The organism is Jeotgalibacillus sp. ET6 (assembly GCF_029667115.1).
In the GTDB taxonomy this organism is placed as follows: domain Bacteria; phylum Bacillota; class Bacilli; order Bacillales; family Jeotgalibacillaceae; genus Jeotgalibacillus.
On the sequence record NZ_JARUIU010000016.1, the window covers coordinates 1 to 19008 of the forward strand.

The 19008-nt window shown below is 41.6% G+C and carries 13 protein-coding genes and 2 riboswitches; of the genes, 1 reads left to right on the top strand and 12 read right to left on the bottom strand.

Features of this window, described 5'->3' with window-relative positions; translation table 11 throughout:
• Nucleotides 1–852: 852 nt before the first annotated feature.
• From ptsG to P6709_RS19465, 12 genes are all read right to left on the bottom strand, one after another.
• Nucleotides 853–2922 (bottom strand): glucose-specific PTS transporter subunit IIBC, encoded by a 2070-nt coding sequence (ptsG, locus tag P6709_RS19410; RefSeq protein WP_278242565.1) that lies wholly within the window; start codon nt 2920–2922, stop codon nt 853–855.
• Between the two features lie 166 nt (nt 2923–3088).
• On the bottom strand, nt 3089–3928 hold the full coding sequence (gene glcT / locus P6709_RS19415) for a glucose PTS transporter transcription antiterminator GlcT (protein ID WP_278242566.1): 840 nt from the start codon (nt 3926–3928) through the stop codon (nt 3089–3091).
• 122 nt (nt 3929–4050) lie between these two features.
• Complete coding sequence (locus P6709_RS19420) at nt 4051–5385, bottom strand: NCS2 family permease (protein ID WP_278242567.1); 1335 nt, start codon at nt 5383–5385, stop codon at nt 4051–4053.
• A gap of 126 nt (nt 5386–5511) precedes the next feature.
• A riboswitch (purine riboswitch) is annotated at nt 5512–5613 on the bottom strand.
• An 81-nt stretch (nt 5614–5694) separates the two neighbouring features.
• On the bottom strand, nt 5695–7248 hold the full coding sequence (guaA, locus tag P6709_RS19425; RefSeq protein WP_278242568.1) for a glutamine-hydrolyzing GMP synthase: 1554 nt from the start codon (nt 7246–7248) through the stop codon (nt 5695–5697).
• Between the two features lie 148 nt (nt 7249–7396).
• Nucleotides 7397–7498: riboswitch (purine riboswitch) on the bottom strand.
• A 37-nt stretch (nt 7499–7535) separates the two neighbouring features.
• Nucleotides 7536–9761 carry a transglutaminase TgpA family protein gene (locus tag P6709_RS19430; RefSeq protein WP_278242569.1) on the bottom strand — a complete coding sequence of 742 codons (2226 nt, stop codon included), beginning with the start codon at nt 9759–9761 and terminating at the stop codon, nt 7536–7538.
• Nucleotides 9758–10981 carry a DUF58 domain-containing protein gene (locus tag P6709_RS19435; protein ID WP_278242570.1) on the bottom strand — a complete coding sequence of 408 codons (1224 nt, stop codon included), beginning with the start codon at nt 10979–10981 and terminating at the stop codon, nt 9758–9760. Before P6709_RS19435 ends, P6709_RS19430 begins: the two co-directional genes overlap by 4 nt.
• Nucleotides 10981–11925, bottom strand: a complete 945-nt coding sequence (locus P6709_RS19440; RefSeq protein ID WP_278242571.1) for an AAA family ATPase — start codon at nt 11923–11925, stop codon at nt 10981–10983. Before P6709_RS19440 ends, P6709_RS19435 begins: the two co-directional genes overlap by 1 nt.
• Before the next feature lie 346 nt (nt 11926–12271).
• Nucleotides 12272–13099 carry an ammonia-dependent NAD(+) synthetase gene (nadE, locus tag P6709_RS19445; protein WP_278242572.1) on the bottom strand — a complete coding sequence of 276 codons (828 nt, stop codon included), beginning with the start codon at nt 13097–13099 and terminating at the stop codon, nt 12272–12274.
• A gap of 35 nt (nt 13100–13134) precedes the next feature.
• The gene (locus tag P6709_RS19450; protein WP_278242573.1) at nt 13135–14607 is read right to left on the bottom strand and encodes a nicotinate phosphoribosyltransferase; all 1473 of its coding nucleotides are present in this window, start codon (nt 14605–14607) and stop codon (nt 13135–13137) included.
• A gap of 24 nt (nt 14608–14631) precedes the next feature.
• Complete coding sequence (locus tag P6709_RS19455) at nt 14632–15180, bottom strand: cysteine hydrolase family protein (protein WP_278242574.1); 549 nt, start codon at nt 15178–15180, stop codon at nt 14632–14634.
• Between the two features lie 120 nt (nt 15181–15300).
• Entirely contained in the window at nt 15301–16620 is a 1320-nt protein-coding gene (locus P6709_RS19460; protein ID WP_278242575.1) for a short-chain fatty acid transporter, read from the bottom strand.
• 189 nt (nt 16621–16809) lie between these two features.
• The gene (locus tag P6709_RS19465) at nt 16810–17826 is read right to left on the bottom strand and encodes an STAS domain-containing protein (protein ID WP_278242576.1); all 1017 of its coding nucleotides are present in this window, start codon (nt 17824–17826) and stop codon (nt 16810–16812) included.
• A gap of 369 nt (nt 17827–18195) precedes the next feature.
• Between P6709_RS19465 and P6709_RS19470 the strand changes: the two genes are divergently transcribed.
• Entirely contained in the window at nt 18196–18891 is a 696-nt protein-coding gene (locus tag P6709_RS19470) for a DUF1538 domain-containing protein (protein WP_278242577.1), read from the top strand.
• Nucleotides 18892–19008: the final 117 nt, after the last annotated feature.

A 19008-nucleotide genomic window follows, 5' to 3' on the forward strand; every position in this document is an offset into this window, starting at 1 on the left:
TGATAAAGCTCATTGTGTTTCTTGTAATTCTTGTACTAACGTTGACGTTTTTGGTTGTTTAGTTTTCAAGGTTCAAGGTGTTTCGTTCGCGCTGTTCTCTCAAGCGACTTTATTATCATACCATTCTTCTGATATGTTTGTAAACACTTTTTTAAAATTTCTTGATTACTTGGCTAATCCTTTAAAAAAAGAAAACAAAAAGACCTTCATAATCTATTTTTTTAGCCGCTCCAAAATGAGAGCTTTATTAATTTACCACACCCCCTTAATCTTCGTCAATGTTTTGGTAGTAGATTTATTATAAACTATTATTCAGAATATTGCAACTTAATTTTTACTATTATTATATATTCCTTGTTTTTAAACACCTCTTCCTGTTTGGAGAGCTGTTATATAGAAAAGAAAGGGAAAAGCTGATCTGTAAAAGGGAGCAAATTCACTAACTACTTATAAGTGCTGACAAAAGAAACTGGAATATTAAAAAGAGCCTGAGACAAAATGTCTCAAGCTCTACGACCGGTTCGCTGCGCTTCAGGTGGACGCTTTCCGCAGGGACGGCGCTGAGCCTTTCCAGGACGTTGCCCTGTAAAGTCTCAGCTTGCCGTCGTCTCCTGCTGGAGTCGCCACCTTCCGCTCCGCTCACCTCTTACTAGTAATTATTACTGTCTCTTTTTTAAGCTTTTTAGAGTTTTGTCCCAACTCTTCGAATGGCTTCTTCACTATTACGATTGCCAGGCATATTAATAAATTGAACGAATGGGATTTCTTTGGAGATAAACAGTTTCTTCCCACTCCCGAAACAATTTTTAATCGCTGGTCTCAACCAAGAATCCAGCTTCCTTTTACTAATGACTAATTGATTTCAATAATATCAGCATCACCTTTGCTGACATTCTCTTTAACTACCTTTACTTCTTCCCCATTGATGAGGTTTGTAAAAATAATAGGAGTCATTATGGAAGGAACTTTGGCTTTTACTGCTTCGAGATCTACAGTCAGCAGCAGATCTCCTGCTTTTACTATGTCTCCTTCACTTACATGTGTGTTAAACCCTTCACCATTTAATTTGACCGTGTCAATCCCAAAATGGATCAGGACTTCTCTTCCGCTGTCTGATTCCAAACCAATTGCATGCTTTGTAGGCGATACATTGACAATCTTTCCATCTACAGGTGAATATACTTCACCCTCGGATGGAATGATGGCAAAGCCGTCTCCCATCATTTTACCGGAGAACACTTGATCTGGCACTTCTGTAATAGCGACCGCGCGCCCAGTTAATGGAGAAACAAATGCATGAGATTTCTCTTCATTTTGTATAGCAGATGGAGCGGTTTGTTCAATTTCCTTTTCCACTTCTTCAGAAGGGTTCACTTTAGCAGGCCTTGGTGATTTTCCTTCTATTATATCCTTCATCTGATGCTTCAAGCTGTCTGAACGTGGACCGAAGATTGCTTGAACATTGTTTCCTACTTCAAGGACACCTGCTGCCCCTAATCTTTTTAATTCTTTTTTATCCACTTGTGAAGGTTCATTCACTTGAATTCGTAGTCTTGTAATGCAGGCATCCAGATTTGAAATATTGGCTGATCCGCCGAACGCCTCTAAAATGTCATAAGGCAAATCCGATTTGGATGACGGTGATCTTTTCTCTCCTTCTCCGTCTTCATCCACTTCTCTACCCGGTGTTGCAAGATTAAATTTACGAATAGCAAACCTGAAACCAAAGTAGTAGATAACAGCGAATACCGCTCCGACTGGAAGAACAAGCCACCAGTTTGTTTGAGGATTAAGCGTTCCAAATAGAAGAAAATCGATCAATCCCCCGGAAAACGTCATTCCGATTTTCACATCCAAAAGATGCATCGTTAAGAACGACAGTCCCGCAAAAAGAGCATGAACAGCAAATAGAATAGGAGCTACAAATAAAAAGGCAAATTCAATTGGCTCTGTAATCCCAGTTAAGAAAGAAGTCAATGCAGCTGAACCCATGATGCCGGCTACTAGCTTTTTCTTTTCTTTACGTGCTTCATGGTAAATCGCGAGTGCTGCAGCAGGAAGTCCAAACATCATGAAAGGATATTTTCCTGCCATAAATGTACCTGCTGTTAAATCCTGTACATTGTCTTTAATTTGAGCCTGGAAAATGTAATTATCTCCCCTGATGGTTTCCCCAGCATTATTCACGTAGGATCCGAATTCAAACCAAAATGGGGTATAGAAAATATGATGAAGCCCAAAAGGGATCAATGCTCGTTCGATGACGCCGAAAATAAAGGCCGACAACGCCATATTGACGCTCAATAAACTATTCGAAAAGTAGTTTAATGCATCCTGGACAGTTGGCCATACAATCAACATTAGAAGTCCCAAAATGACAGCTGAACCAGCCGTAGCGATTGGAACAAATCTTTTTCCTGCAAAAAATCCGAGATACGTGGGTAATTCAATATCGAAAAATCGGTTATACATATAAGCGGCAAGTGAGCCTACAATAATCCCGCCGAATACCCCGCTCTGCAATGTGGGAATACCTAGGACCAGCGCGTTGGCAGGATCCACACTATCACCGGTAACCTGCTGAATATCAAGACCCAGAACAGTCCCCATAGTAGCATTCATAATAAGATAACCAATAATAGCAGCAATCCCTGCTACTCCGTCTCCTCCAGCAAGACCGATCGCGACTCCAACAGCGAACAGCAGCGGAAGGTTATCAAATACAATTCCTCCCGACTCTTCCATTACACTTGCGACCATTTCAATCCACCCGGCAGTTAGAAAAGGGGCGATATTAATCAAGGTATCATTTTGCAAAGCATTACCAAACGCAAGCAATAATCCGGCAGCCGGAAGTATTGCCACAGGAAGCATCAACGCCTTCCCGATTTTTTGCAAAGAACCAAATAGTTTTTTAAACATAAGGATCCTCCTAAATAGTATTTGTGCTGATTAAGAGAAGGCAAACAAAAAAGACATGAGCAGAGAAGTTCACGAAAATTAGACAAGTGCCAGGCACCTATCCCAATTCGTGTTCTTCTTTACTCATGCCTGATCGAATCAGTAACACGTAAAGAATAGTATACGATTATTTCATTTTGTTTTGAATTCGCTGCAAATGCATCGTCAGATAAACTGCTTCTGCATCATAAACAGGTTGTTTTAGTGTTTGCTGCATAATCTTAATCAGCTTCCACGAGAGATTATAGCATATGGGGTATTCAGATTTCAACAAAGAGGCTATTTTTTCCGGCTCTTCTACTTTTTCTCCCCTCAGCACCCTTTCAATGGTGTATCTTATATGTCGGACCAGCCGCATATAATCAATACTTTCACGATCAATTTTCACTTCAAATTGCTGTTCAATGATTTGAATCAATTTGCCGATCATTTGAGAGTGCGTATTAATTTCATGAATATCGCGGTTGACCATTGCACTGTGGATATGAAGTGCGATAAAACCGACCTCTCCTTCAGGAAGATAGATATGAGCACGCTCATTAAAGAGCTTTACGACTTCCTTGGCAATTTCATATTCATAAGGGTACAACGCCTTTGTTTCAAGTAAAAATGGATTAGATATTGCCATTCCCCTCATTAAACGATTTACCGCGAATACGAGATGGTCCGTGAGTGCCACATGAATATGTTCATTCAAAAAACCTTCTGTTCTCTCCCGGATCAGTTCGATAGAGGAGATAATCACTTTCAGCAAATCTTCCTTTATATATGGAAGTAATTTTTTAAATTGCTCCTGCTCAGACTGATCTCGGAGAACAAATAGTTTTTCTACTTCAGATTGTTTAATTAAAGCGTCAACCTGACGTTTAAACCCAATTCCTTTTCCAATCAAAACAACTTCTGCTTCCTGTGCACTCTGAGCAATCAGAACATTATTATTAAGTATTTTCTTTATTTTAAACGCCATCGCGCGGTCACTTCCCATAAAATAAATGATTTTCTGAAATTCCGGAATTGCAGACGACAGTCATTCACGATCAATCTCAGATCATTAAAAAAGAAGCCGAACTCGGCTTCTTTTTTAGCTTATTATGAAAGGAACAGGAAGTAAAGAATAAAGATTATAAATAATCCATACATAATTGGATGAATTTGTTTGCCTTTTCCGCTCACGATCATTGTGATTGGGTAGAAAATGAATCCGATAGCAATACCGGTTGCAATGCTGTAAGTTAACGGCATCGTAATAATCGTTAGAAATGCAGGAACAGCAATTTCAAATCTCGTCCAGTCAATTTTCCCGAGTGCTGCAACCATCAGTACTCCCACAATTATTAAAGCAGGCGCAGTAACAGCACTTGTGATTACTTCTAATAGCGGAAAAAAGAAAATAGATAAAACGAACAGAGCTGCTGTAACCACTGATGCAAAACCAGATCGGGCGCCTGCTGCCACACCTGAAGAGGACTCAATGTAAGAAGTGGTTGTAGATGTCCCCAGTACCGCACCAAAAACGGTTGCAGTCGAATCTGCAAATAAAGCACGATTCGCACGAGGCAGCTTGTTATCTTTCATCAAGCCCGCCTGATTCGTAACAGCAACCAGTGTACCTGCTGTATCAAAGAAATCGACGAAAAGAAAAGTCAGTACAACGACCAGTATTTGCAGCGTAAACAGCTCACCCGGAGAAGAAAAAATCGGTTCAAGCGCTGCGCCAAATGTAGGTGCAAGACTTGGAGCAGGTTCTATTATTCCACTAGGAGTATTAATTAATCCTACTGTCCATCCGACGATCGCGGTAATGACTAGCCCAAAGAAAATACCGCCTTTAATTTTGCGGGTCATTAATATAACCGTAATAAAAATCCCAAAAACTGCAAGAAGAGTACTGCCCTGCGTAAGGTCGCCTAAAGCGACCATTGTATTATCATCGCCAACAATAATCCCTGCATTCTGCATTCCTATAAATGTAATAAAAAGTCCGATTCCGGCTCCGACTGCAAATTTCAGCTCTGCAGGAATAGCGTTGATTATTTTTTCTCTGACACCGGTTAAAGTTAGTACCATAAAAATAAGTCCTGATAATAAAACACCTGTTAGGGCTGTCTCCCAGGGGATTCCTTGAGTAAGGACGACGGAGTAGGCAAAAAATGCATTCAGCCCCATCCCCGGAGCAAGAGCAATTGGATATTTAGCAATAACACCCATTACAAGTGAGCCGATTGCAGCTGCCAGAGCTGTAGCCACAAACACTGCCCCATAATCCATGCGGAGAGCATCCGGAAGCCCCTCTACATCCATTAATGTAAGAGTAATAGGATTAACTACAAGAATGTACGCCATGGCAAGAAATGTAGTCAGACCACCTATAAACTCCTGTCTGTAGCTTGTTCCCAGTTCTTCAAATTGAAAATACTTCTTCATGTTTCTTTTCCCTCCAGCTTACGTTCTAGCCGTATAACGAAAAAAGCCCCCAAACGATAGTGTCGTTTAGAGGCTGACTGTGTCGATAAGAATAATGAGCTTGCAGCAGCAAGTTGAATGCTCTGCATGGCTTATTCAATACCTCGTAGTCAAGCCATTTACGGTGGCTTGGTAGAAACTTTCGGGCCATATTCCCGATGTTATACGACGAATGCTATTTGATTAATATACATTTATTGTAGCAACCTTCATAGAAAAGGTCAATATAAAATACGAACATTATAAACATTAAATGTTGTTAATATTCGCCTATTCCCATTCGATTGTGGAAGGCGGCTTGCTCGTCACATCATAGAGAACCCGGTTGATTGAATTGACCTCGTTGACAAGACGCACTGAGATTTTCTCCAGTACATCCCACGGAATACGCGCCCAGTCTGATGTCATTCCGTCGATGGAAGTAACAGCGCGAATGCCGATCGCATAATCATACGTTCGTGCATCTCCCATTACGCCTACACTTCTAATGTCAGGCAGCACCGTAAAGTATTGCCAGATATCGCGGTCAAGACCTGCTTTTTTAATTTCTTCCCGCAGAATCCAATCTGATTCACGCACAATTTCAAGCTTTTCATCGGAAATCTCGCCAAGCACCCGGATCCCAAGACCAGGACCTGGGAATGGCTGACGCCACACGATGTCATCCGGAATTCCAAGCTCACTTCCAAGCACCCTGACTTCATCCTTAAACAATGTATTTAACGGCTCGATTAGGGAAAATTCCATATCCTCAGGCAAGCCGCCTACATTGTGGTGGGATTTGATCGTTTGAGCAGTAGCTGTTCCGCTTTCAATGATGTCAGTATACAGCGTGCCCTGTGCAAGGAAATCAAAGCCGTCGAGTTTTTTGGCTTCATCGTCAAATACATAAATAAACTCATTACCGATAATTTTTCGTTTTTGTTCAGGATCTGATACCCCTTTGAGCTTGGAAAGAAAACGCTCCTGCGCATCAATTTTGATCACGTTCATGTTAAATCCATCAGCGAAGGTCTTCATTACGCTGTCCGCTTCCCCTTTTCGAAGAAGGCCGTGATCGACAAACATACAGGTTAACTGATCTCCAATCGCTTTATGAATCAGCACCGCTACAACGGATGAATCTACACCACCGCTTAGCGCACATAGGACTTTGCGGTCTCCTACTTCATTGCGGATTTTTTCGATTTCGATTTCAATGTAATTTTCCATCGACCATTCGCCTTTACAGCCGCATGCATCAAAAACAAAGTTTTTCAGCATGTCATTGCCATAAACGGAGTGGCGTACTTCAGGGTGGAACTGAACGGCAAACATCTTCTTGTCTTCATTGCTGATTGAAGCAATGGGACAAGAGGCATTGGTTGCAACAACATCAAATGATTCAGGTGCTTCCACTACCAAATCGCCATGGCTCATCCATACAAGCTGATTAACGGGAAGTCCTTTAAATAATCCTTTTGCTTCCTGAACATTAATTTCAGCTTTGCCATACTCACGGTTTCTTGCTTTTTCCACTTTTCCGCCAAAGTGCATCGTCATAAGCTGCATACCATAGCAGATGCCAAGGACAGGTATTCCAAGGTCAAATATACGCTCATCTGCCCTAAATGAGTTTTCATCATAGACAGAATTAGGACCGCCGGAAAGGATGATGCCTGATGGATTCATTTCTTTTATTTCTTCAGCAGTTAAAGTATGGGGATGCAATTCACTGTAAACACCAAATTCACGAATCCTGCGTGTAATTAATTGATTGTATTGACTGCCGAAATCCAGTACTACAATCATTTCCTGATTAAGCAATTCTTCCTTACCTAGCATCGTGTCACCTCATAGGATTAAATTTTATTTTTAAAACAGAATAGAAAAAAGAACGCATACATGAAAAAGAGTAGATTCTTTTTCCCTTCAGCGTTCTTTTGTTCTTAAAAGGCGGCCTTATGCCAAAGAGAGTCAAATTTCGACACTTATGCAAAAAGACCACCTTCATAGTCAAATCATTTAAGGTGATTTGGTAGAAACATTCGAACCGTATTATCGAACATATATGAAGGGGTATATTCTGTTTCTCTTAATTTTTATCATTTTAACGCCTGTCAGGACGGTGGTCAACCGGTTGTCCGTTTAATTAAATTTTCCCACAATTCACGCATATCCTGCCATTTCTCCTGCTGCCCTTCTTTTCTATACAAAATGCGTTCATATTGAGAAGTTAAATGACTCATTTCTTTCGTACTGAAAAAACGGTCGACTTCTTTTGCATAAGCTCGAAGGGTCTGATCTTCATTTCTTTTTAATCCAAAACGATGAAGCTGCTTCAGCAGAGAAAGATAGGCCTTTGAAAATGTTTCATCATCTTTTTTCACACTGTAGTAAAGGATCAGCATTCTCGGCATCCAGCGAAAACGCATCCTGAATAACAGTACTCCCGCTAATAAAAGGGCAGCACCGGACAGTAGCACCATTCCTATATTTTCAGAAAGTGCTGTTTGAACCCGCTGCCAGAAAGAAGCTGACGTACCGCCATTTTCATCAGCACCCTCTTCATCCGTTACTTCTTCGTCCTGAATAGGTGCTGGTGTTTCTTCATTTTCCTCTTCTTCCGGCACTGGCGTTTCTTCTTCATCACTTTCTTCATTCTCAGTAGTCAGATCATAGTCAACAGAAACGTTATTTGTAAAGCCAATGGTCGGTTCAAATGGCACCCATCCTAAAGAAGGGAAATACACCTCAACCCATGAATGAGCATTATTATTAGTCACTTCGTACTCATTTAACCCATCTTCAGTTTGTCCGACCACTTCTCCACCTGTATAGCCTTTCACCCAGCGCGCAGGTATATCAACCGCCCGCAGCATGACGACCATGGAGGTAGAAAAATTATCGCAGTAGCCTCTTTGTGTCTCAAATAAAAATTGATCTACATAATCCTGTCCCTCACCTGGAACAGGAATGTCAGATTGGTCGTAGGTAAAGGCGTTTTGAGAAAAATAGCTTTCTATTGCATTAGCTTTGTCATACCAGTTATCGTGATCCGCTGTGATTTCTTCTGCGAGTGCAGAAACCCGTTCCGGCAGCTCGTCTGGCAGCTGCAAATACTGATCCATTTCACCGGTTCCTTCAAGGTCGCCAAGATCAGTCGTTTCACGCAGCGCCGTCAAGCTGTATTGGGGCTCTTTATACGTCCATTCATAGGACTCCAGTCCGATTTCTTCTTCACCGGAAAAAGAAGTAATTTTTTCATTTGCTAAATCATAGATAAATTCATCCGCATCTCCGCTTTCAAGCCTTACAGGGTGATAGGGATATACAAGATGATTGTATTCCAGGCTAATATCGAGAACAGCTGTTACTTCCTCAGACTCCTCATTGATTCTGGACAGACGGAATGGTACTTCTTCTTCTAACCCAAATCCGGGGCCCTCTCCTGTTACGGATGCAGAATTTTCCCAGCCTTTACCGGTATAGACGTCTTTCATCTCGATTCGCCAGTACTGAGAGTCCTCCGTTACGACATCAAAAACTTTCGTATCATCTCCGATAAAAGACCCGCCAAGAGAAGAATCATCCACGCCGTAGCCTAACCGGTTAACGCCTGATCCAGAACCCGACCCATCAGAAAAGGATTGGATAAATGGAACAGGATCCGGCCATATCGGCTCGGCCTTTGGCGCAGCATATGCAGCCACAGAACTGAAAGCCACCATCAGCACCAGGGGAATAATCCATTTTTGAATCTGATGCGAAGACTGGCTTAAGCGCTCCTGGTCCAATAAACGCTGGAGAGTAAGAAGCCCCATTGAAAGGAAGCCAATCAATATAATTCTTACTATGGAATACTGCCCATCGTAAGGACTGAATGTATCCAGAAGAGCGACGTAAAAAACAGTAAAAACATAGAATAAAAACAATTGCTTACGAACAGCAATCCAGTAATGAAGCAGATAGGCAGTAAGCCACAGCAAAACAAAAAATAAGAGACTGCGATACACATTACTCACCGCATTCCAATCCTGCTGAACCGTTAAAATCAGACTTTCCCAGATAGAAACAGCTAAAGCCGGCAGCCATGTACTGACTTCTAAAAAGGATGCATCAAAATATAAACGCTGAAGGACAATGAAAATAAACAGGATCTTCACAGTTCCTGACAGTTTCCAGTTGACCCCGAGAAAATGCAGCCCCAGCGAAAGGCCTGCAAATAGCACAAAATAAATAACAAAACTTGTATCAGTTAATTGCTCAACAGGCCGCAGCCACTCCCATAGAAGAAAAAAGCTTAAGACATACAGTACAAATGATAAACTCTTATTCCATCCTGAAGATTTACTCATGCCTGTTTCACCTCCGCAAAAACATTTGAAAAATGTCCTGCAAAACAGTCTCTTACCATTATCCCCTTAGAAGAAGCCAATGCTTTTATTTGCTGTTCATCACTATTTTTTGTATTATTTTTTGCATTCTTCACAAGAAATACAGCTACTGCGCTGTTGTTTCTAGAATAGTCGTGAAGCTGCTGAACCAGTTCACGAGTTAAAGAAGAAGTAACCACTAACAAGACAACCGATTGAGACATTCTGCTAATCTCTTTTTTTATTGCATCATTAAATGGTGCTTCACTATCCGCTTGAACTTTGGCAAGCTGATAATCGATCTGCCGCTGATGATGGTCGCCATTTTTTACCGGAACACGCTGAACGGTATTTCCGGACGAAATATATCCGGCCTGCGCACCCTTTTTTAATACAGCCCTGCTTAATGAAGCGATAAAAGAAACAAGATCCTCAAATAGAGGGGAAGGTGTACGATCCAAAATTAAACATACGTCGTGGGACTTTCTTTCCTCAAATTCTTTTGTCATTAAATCGTTTGTCCGTGCAAATGATTTCCAGTGAATCCACGATACCCGGTCACCTGGCTGATATTCCCTCAAACCGGTAGCCATCGTCGTATCCCTTTGAATCTTCACATCCGTTGAAGCAACCCCTTGATCATATTGCACCTGAATTGGCTGGTAGGTCATCGGAACGTAAGATGGGTATACCAAAATCGTATCCGCTGCCTCTATCTTTTTTGACTTTTGGAAGATTCCTAAAAAATCCCCCGTTTTCAAATCAGTGCTTGTAAAATGGTGTTCTCCTCGAGGCAGATTCTCAAATTCATATTGGAGTTTAATGGATTGTTTAAACCCCGGATAAATCAATTTTTTCACTTGGGAAATCTCAGCAGTTGAAAAGAAACTGGTGGACACCTGATCTTCTACGACTAAATAGAAAAGAGGGATGGGGAATTTTCTGTTAAGCTGAATTGTTACAGTAACACGGGACCCTGCTTTTAACTCCTCAGATTGGATGCTTCGCGTTACGTTAAAGTCGCTTAACGGGTAGAGCATAATGAGGATTGAATACAAAGAAAAGGGTAAAAAACTGTAAAATAAAAACCAGCTGACAAACCCACCTTGAAACATAGCATAGGAAAATGTACCTGCAAGCAGCAATAATAATAGCAGTACTTTGCTAATTTCCTGCAGACTGTTCCACAATTTTTTCATCATTATTTCACAAGCCTTTGCACCGGCACGCGCGTTCGCGCTACAATCCGTTCGATAACATCCTCAGGCTGAATTCCTTCATACTTAGCTTCCGACTTTAAAATAATGCGGTGGGAAAAAATATAAGGCGCCAGGAATTGTACATCATCGGGCACTACGTAATCTCTTCCATGAAGCATCGCATACGCCTGGCACGCTTTCATCAGCGCTATCGAGCCCCGGGGCGATACACCGAGATACACATTTGCATGTGACCGTGTTTTTCCTGCAAGATCCACAATATAACTCTTTATCGTGTCATCTACGAGGATTTCTCTTACTTCACGCTGAAGCTGCTTTAATTCCTCAAGGGAAATGACAGGCTGGAGCTCATCAATAGGAGGAGCATGCTGAAGACGGTTCAGGACTTCCATTTCTTCTTCAGCTGTGGGATAACCCATTTTCATTTTCAATAAAAACCTGTCCAACTGGGCCTCTGGAAGAGGATAAGTGCCCTCATATTCGATTGGATTTTGAGTAGCCATAACAAAAAATGGTTTTTCGAGTACGCGGGTAACTCCATCTACAGTAACGCTTCCTTCTTCCATTCCTTCTAACAGGGCAGATTGTGTTTTAGGGGAGGTTCGGTTAATTTCATCTGCTAAAATAATATTCCCCATGATTGGCCCGCCTCTGAACTGAAATTCCATTTCTTTGGGGTTATAAATCGAGACGCCAATGACGTCAGATGGCAGCAAATCGGGTGTGAATTGAATTCTTGTAAAGTTTGCCCCGACGGACTTTGCCAAAGCACGCACCATCATAGTCTTGCCCACACCAGGCACATCCTCAAGCAATATATGACCCTGCGCAAGCAAAGCTACGACACTTAATTCAGCCACATTTCTTTTTCCAATCATGACATGTTCAATATTTTGCAAAATGATTTCAAGTTTCGGATGATACATTCAATTCCCCTCCCGCTAAGTTCTGTAAAAAAATCTATTCTATTAAATCATTCAATTTACTGTGAATACTTTCAATATACGCTATTTTTAGAATATAAGAAATACGTCCGTCTTACAAATGATACGAAAGTCGAATGTGGCAATGATTTTTTATACCTTTTGCAACTTTCCAGAAAAAAGACGTTCGTTTAAGATGCCGTCCCTCTTTTCAAAAAAAACCTGATCGAACAGGAGGATTCCCCCATTCAATCAGGCAGTTTTGGTGTTCAATGGGAAGTTATGAACAACAAAAGGGGATATCCCAATCATTGCCTATAACTCCATTATTTAATCCTTTGTTCTTAAATCATTTCCAGAAATCATCAAAGATCGTGACAGGAAGATGCCGCTTATGCTGAGTCGATAGATAATGCTTTTCAATCGTTTGTCTGGCGTCTTCACTTACCTCTCTGTTTTCGAGGTAGTCATCAATTTCCTCATACGTCACCCCAAGGGCTTCTTCATCCGTAAGCATCGGACGGTCGCTCTCAAGATCTGCTGTCGGCTGCTTCTTATAAAGATGTTCAGGGCATCCGAGTTCTTTTAACAGCTGCTTGCCCTGACGCTTATTCAAGCGGAATAATGGCAGCACATCTGCACCGCCGTCGCCGAATTTCGTGTAAAATCCGGTGATAGCTTCCGCTGGATGGTCCGTGCCAAGCACAACTGCATTGCGGACGGCTGCGATTGAATACTGCACCTTCATTCTCTCACGTGCCTTTTCGTTTCCTTTTATAAAATCCGAAATTTCTATTCCCGCCTTTTCAAGTGAAGCGTCGCTCGCATCCACTGCAGGCTTAATATCAACGATTACAATATCCTCTGCTTCAATAAAAGAAAGGGCATCCTGACAGTCCTGCTCGTCCTCCTGCTTGCCATACGGCAGACGTACAGCTGTAAATGAATAGGTTTTTTCTCCTGCTTCTTCATTCAATTCATTGACTGCCATTTGAGCCAGTTTACCTGCTAAAGTGGAATCCTGTCCGCCTGAAATACCAAGCACAAATCCTTTTAAGAATGAATGCTTTTGCAGATATTCTTTTAGAAAATCAATGCTCTTACGGATTTCCTCCTGTGGATTGATTTGCTGCTGAACATTCATTTCCTCTACAATTTTTTGCTGTAATGATGCCATTTCCAATCACCTCAACGTAGTATTTGTTCGAAGTATCACGCTCGCGGAGCCGCATTTCGTATGGATTGTTTGACTTCCTGAATGTTTCGCATCTTGTTATCCCAGCACTTCTGGCTGAGATCGACAGGGTACTCTTCAGGATTCATAGACCGCTTGTACTCATCCCAAAGAAGCTCCAGGTTCATTTTTACATATTCTTTAATCTCTTCGATTGGAGGAGTGGTATAACATGGCTCTCCATTTTCGTACACAACCTGATGCAGGTCACGTGCTTCGAAGTTGGTTACAAATTTTGTAACGAAAGTATGAACCGGGTGAAACATCTTTAAATGATCTTCTTCCTGAGGGTTTTCCCCTTCCAGCGTAATATAATCCCCCTCGGATTTATTATTCAGCTTGTTTATAATGCGATACACCCGCTTGATTCCCGGTGTGGTCACTTTTTCCGCATTGCTAGAAATTTTTATCGTATCCACCATCTTGCCATATTCATCTTCAATGGAGACCAGTTTATATACCCCTCCAAGCGCCGGCTGGTCATAAGCGGTGATCAGCTTCGTGCCAATTCCCCAGATGTCCACAACAGCTCCCTGCGCTTTTAAATTTAAAATGGTGTACTCATCTAAATCATTTGAAGCGATAATTTTTGTATCTGTAAATCCTGCTTCATCCAGCAATCTTCTCGTTTCTTTTGATAAATAGGCAATGTCGCCGCTATCAAGACGTACACCAACAAAGTTAATGTCATCCCCAAGTTCCTTTGCTACCTGAATCGCCATCGGAACACCGGATTTCAGGGTGTTATAGGTGTCCACTAAAAACACACAGTCTTTATGACGCCGTGCATACTTTTTAAAAGCCGTATATTCATCCCGATAAGCCTGCACCATGGCGTGAGAGTGAGTTCCTGCGACTGGAAGTCCAAAAATTTTCCCCGCACGCACATTACTCGTTGCATCAAATCCCCCGATATAAGCCGCTCTGGTCCCCCAGATGGCAGCATCCATTTCATGGGCACGCCTCGTACCAAACTCCATGACTGTTTCTTCTTTAACAACCTGTTTAATACGTGAAGCTTTAGAGGCAATGAGCGTCTGATAATTCACGATGTTCAGCAGGGCTGTTTCAACAAGCTGCGCTTCAATAATCGGCGCTTCGATTCGCATAATCGGCTCATTTGCAAAAACCAGCTCGCCTTCCTGCATCGAGCGCACCGTACCGGTAAAACGAATATCTCTTAGATATGAAATAAAATCCTTCTGGTAGCCAAGTTCATTTTCCAGGTATTCAAGGTCACTTTCCGTGAATTTAAAATCATTTAAATACTTCAGGCATCTTTCAAGGCCCGCAAATATAGCATAGCCATTGCCAAAAGGAAGTGTCCGGAAGAAAAGTTCAAATACAGCTTTTCTTTCGTGCATACCATCTTCCCAGTAGGTTTCAGCCATGTTGATTTGATATAAATCAGTATGTAACATCAAACTGTCGTCTTGAAAATCCCTTGTCATTTGCATTAGCTCCTTCATTACGTCTTAAACGACAGCCGCTCCAAGCGTTAAAGCAAAATGCTGTAACGACCACTCATGCCCAGCCGGGTTAAAGCTTGCGACCGCTTCTTTATGAATTACAATTTTAAATCCTTTATTATACGCATCCACTGCTGTATGCAGGACGCAGATATCGGTGCAAACACCAGCTAAATGCACTTCTTCGATCTGCCGCTCCCTCAATTTGTGCTCAAGATTCGTTCCAGCAAAAGCACTATACCTCGTTTTGTCCATGTAAAGTACATTTTCGTTATCTTGAATCATATCATACAGGGGCTGAAGTGCACCATATAATCCCCTTCCCTGGGTTCCTCTTATATTATGAGGCGGAAAAAGGGCGGTTTCAGGATGATGATGGTCTTCCTGATCATGCAGATCAATCGCAAAAACTACAAAATCTCCATCGTCATAAAATTGCTTCGTCAGCGCCGTAATCTTGTCTTCTATCGCCTGACCCGGCCTTCCGCAAGTCAAAGCTCCATCCTCTGCTACAAAATCGTTTGTGTAATCAATGTTAATCAATGCTTTTTTCAACTTAATCCCTCCAGCGAGCTGACATTTGAATTTATTTTACCCGCACTGCTCTTCATACACAAGCCGCTGTTTTTATTATCGGGCTCGTAAACGCTGAGGCTGATCTTGACACTGAAGATATTATAAAAATAATAGGCCTGCTCCAATAATAACTCCGCTGACAACTAAAACAATTAAACAAAACCCCATAATATCTTTTGCTTTCAGACCTGCGATTGCAAGTGCCGGAAGTGCCCAAAACGGCTGAATCATATTTGTCCAAGCATCGCCCCAGGCCACAGCCATTGCTACTTTCCCTGGATCGGAACCAAGTGTTTGTGCGGCATCCAGCATAATCGGCGCCTGTACCGCCCACTGTCCTCCGCCTGAAGGAACAAAAAAGTTCACTATGCCTGCACTTAAAAAAGCAAAAAGCGGAAAAGTAGTTTCAGTTGAAATATCCACAAATGCCTCAGACATTAAAGCAGCTAAACCTGATGCTGTCATCATTCCCATTATGCCGGCGTAAAAAGGAAATTGAATGATGATCCCTCCAGCACCTTTAACGGCATTTTGAACCGCCGCCAGATAATTTCTCGGATTTCCATGAAATAAAACACCCAGAAATAAAAAGAGAAAATTCACAAGATCCAGCGTCAGCGCAAAGCCGTTTTGAACAAAATAATAGACCAGATACGAAATTCCAAGCACCCCGATAACAATTGACAATACCGGGCTGTTTTCCAGCTTCTCAGCCGGTGTAAGAGCAGCAGAAGCAGCTGTTTCATCCAGTTTTTCTTCCTCAAGCATCTCCGGTTTCACGGTAACTGTTTCTTCTTTTTTTGGCATCATTAATACGTTTAACAAGGGTAAAACAGCTACAAGAATCAAAATAATTAAAACGTTATAAGTGGCAAAGATCGTCTCGCTGGTTGGAATAATGCCGATCTGATCTATAAATGGATGACCATCTGTTGCAATGGAAAGTGGAATGGAACCGGAAAAGCCGGCATGCCAGATAATAAAACCTGAATATGCACTTGCAATTAAAAGTCTGTAATCCACCCTTTCCACTCTTTTAGCAAGCTCTTTGGCAAACAGCGCTCCAATGACCAGCCCGAATCCCCAGTTGATCCAGCTTGCCGCAAGAGAAACGAGTGTTACCCAGATAATTGCACTTACAGGAGATTTTGCGTAATCTGCAAGCTTGCCAAGTCCTTTTTTAAATATCGGTGAGCTCGCTAAAACAAAACCTGTCACCAGCACAAGAACCATTTGCATGGAAAACGCTAAAAGCCCCCAAAAACCCTCGCCCCAATAACCGACCATTTCGACAGGTGAGGACCCGGTCAATCCTAGACCAAATCCAAAAACCACCAAAGTTAAAATAAGAACAAACAAAAATGGATCAGGTAAAAATCTCTCCATTATGGAATTTGAAAATCGTATGATCCGTTTCAACTCATCTCCTCCTTTTTTATCTCACTAACACCTTTCGACAAAAAAGAATGAAAACCTTTTCATTTTACGATATATATGGTTCAGGGTTCTTCAGAACATCCATAAAAAAAGGCTGGACCGATGAGTCTCAACCTCTTTACACTATTCTTGGTTATATATGTCGGCAGATTTCATTGCAGCAAGGATCACTTAAATGATCCTTCTGCCTGATGCACCTAATGCATAGTGAATACCATGCTGAAGCGTTTGAAAGCAATCAAACTTTGATAAATTGATATCAGATTCAGAAATAACCATGCTTAGCTCTGCTGAAATCCCCACCAGGATTGTATCGGTGCCAATAAGAGCTGCGGCAGATCCGATTTTTTCAATTAAACTCACTGTATGTCCGCTTATATTTTTATTAAGTCCCGTAAGATCAAGAACTAGATAGCTGGCTTTGTAGGACGGCAGATTGGTCAACGTTTTAAAAACGAGTTCCTCCGACCGCTCCTCGTCATAGGTGCCCAGCAGTGGAACTACAACAACTTCATCCAATACAGGAATAATCGGAGAGGAAAGTTCTTTAACCAGTGTCTTTAACTCCCGTGTTTTATCCTCCACCAACGCTTCAAGCTGAATAATGTGCTGAGACTCTTTTTTTCTTGCGAGCAAGTGAATATTCTCTGAAACCGTAACATTAGAAGGAAAATACTTTACTTTAGTGTATTCATTTCCTTCTAGCTGATAACATTCTACCTCATACCAGATATTTGTCCCCAACATACCAGTGAAAATACCGGCATAGTGAGCCGGGAGATAGTTTCCTCCTGTTGTCTTCCCCTGGGTTCGATTGAGTTTATGCTCCCAGCTGTCCTTTAAGAGAACGGTCAAGGTCTGAGTTTCAAAATTTAAATCCTGAATGATGGTTTTCCCCCAGCCTGCTGAAGCATACGTGTTCGTGATCAAAGCAGCTGCCTCTTCTACACCGACTTCTTTCATATTACTGAAATAATCTCCAACAACTAATCCCTGTCTAAAGCCTGTCGCTTCAAAAACAAGATTGGACGCTTCTTCGCCTGAAATTTCTTCAATTGTATCGAAGAACGTCTTCATGGCACTGGATATCCAAAATAAAACTGCGTCTTCTCCTTCAAATATAAACTGGCCTTTATCCATGTTCCATTCAAACTGTAAACCACCTACATTTATTTTATTATTCTCCATTTATCAGTCACCTTTTCTTACATAATTAGTGTATTGAAGTTAAAGTTGTTACTACTTTACTATAATACCTTTACTAAATGGGAATAACCACTTCTACAAGATGAAATTCGTTTTTACATCTGATCCCTTATTTCCCGGGAAACATTCCCCCCCATCTAAACACCCCTGGTTTAAACTAGGTCCATCTGCATGGTAGTAAGCTGTAACCTTCATTCCTTTTACCTTTCTTTACCTTATGAAGTTTTAATTTCAGCCCTGAAGGTATAGTAAAAAAACAAATATACTTTTACTGTTTTATATAAAAGAAATTTCCATACAATTAACAATCTCTGTTTTTTTTATAAAATACAAGTTAATCGAGGTGAACAAATGGATAAAGTGAAAGGAACCTTTAAGGAAGTATCTGCAGCAATCTTCCCAATTACTATCGTGGTTATACTGCTGCAAGTAACATTAATACGCCTCCCTCTCGAACTTTTTCTACAGTTTATTATAGGCGTTCTGTTTGTAAGCCTTGGATTTTTTCTGTTCCTGCTCGGAGTTCATGCAGGCCTTCTACCTGTCGGGGAAATGATTGGTAAAAAGCTTCCTAAAACGAAAAAGACCTGGCTGATCATTGGGGTTGGTCTTTTACTTGGTTTTGCAGTAACCATCGCTGAACCTGACGTCAGGGTGCTCTCTGAACAAATCGATGATGTCTCAGGCGGTGCTATTCCATCCTGGATTTTGATTCTTTCTGTGGCAATCGGACTTTCACTTTTTGTGGGTCTTGCGATGGCACGGACTGTTTATTCGATTCCCATACATTTTTTACTGGCCGGGTGTTACATACTGGTGTTCATACTGGCAATTTTTGTTCCACAGGCTTTTATACCTATCTCATTTGATGCCGGGGGTGTAACGACCGGACCCATGGCTGTTCCCTTTATTCTGGCATTGGGGGTTGGTGTGGCCTCCGTTTTAAAATCTGAATCCTCCTCTTCCAGTGATGGATTTGGCTTAATTGGACTTGCTTCTGTTGGCCCCATTATAGCCGTTATGATGCTGGGGGTGATCTTCGGATGAATCTGGTTATATTTGAAGGCTTCACAGGAATTCTGACAGAGGTTGCCTTTGCACTTGTTCCTTTGCTGCTAATATTCGTATTATTTCAGTTCACTTTATTAAATTTGACTAAAGAAC

What these genes read in the sequence shown, in the direction of transcription:
- ptsG (WP_278242565.1), bottom strand. Translation starts at nt 2,922, where the DNA reads ATGTTTAAAAAACTATTTGGTTCTTTGCAAAAAATCGGGAAGGCGTTG.
- glcT (WP_278242566.1), bottom strand. Translation starts at nt 3,928, where the DNA reads ATGGCGTTTAAAATAAAGAAAATACTTAATAATAATGTTCTGATTGCT.
- P6709_RS19420 (WP_278242567.1), bottom strand. Translation starts at nt 5,385, where the DNA reads ATGAAGAAGTATTTTCAATTTGAAGAACTGGGAACAAGCTACAGACAG.
- guaA (WP_278242568.1), bottom strand. Translation starts at nt 7,248, where the DNA reads ATGCTAGGTAAGGAAGAATTGCTTAATCAGGAAATGATTGTAGTACTG.
- P6709_RS19430 (WP_278242569.1), bottom strand. Translation starts at nt 9,761, where the DNA reads ATGAGTAAATCTTCAGGATGGAATAAGAGTTTATCATTTGTACTGTAT.
- P6709_RS19435 (WP_278242570.1), bottom strand. Translation starts at nt 10,981, where the DNA reads ATGATGAAAAAATTGTGGAACAGTCTGCAGGAAATTAGCAAAGTACTG.
- P6709_RS19440 (WP_278242571.1), bottom strand. Translation starts at nt 11,925, where the DNA reads ATGTATCATCCGAAACTTGAAATCATTTTGCAAAATATTGAACATGTC.
- nadE (WP_278242572.1), bottom strand. Translation starts at nt 13,099, where the DNA reads ATGGCATCATTACAGCAAAAAATTGTAGAGGAAATGAATGTTCAGCAG.
- P6709_RS19450 (WP_278242573.1), bottom strand. Translation starts at nt 14,607, where the DNA reads ATGACAAGGGATTTTCAAGACGACAGTTTGATGTTACATACTGATTTA.
- P6709_RS19465 (WP_278242576.1), bottom strand. Translation starts at nt 17,826, where the DNA reads ATGGAGAATAATAAAATAAATGTAGGTGGTTTACAGTTTGAATGGAAC.
- P6709_RS19470 (WP_278242577.1), top strand. Translation starts at nt 18,196, where the DNA reads ATGGATAAAGTGAAAGGAACCTTTAAGGAAGTATCTGCAGCAATCTTC.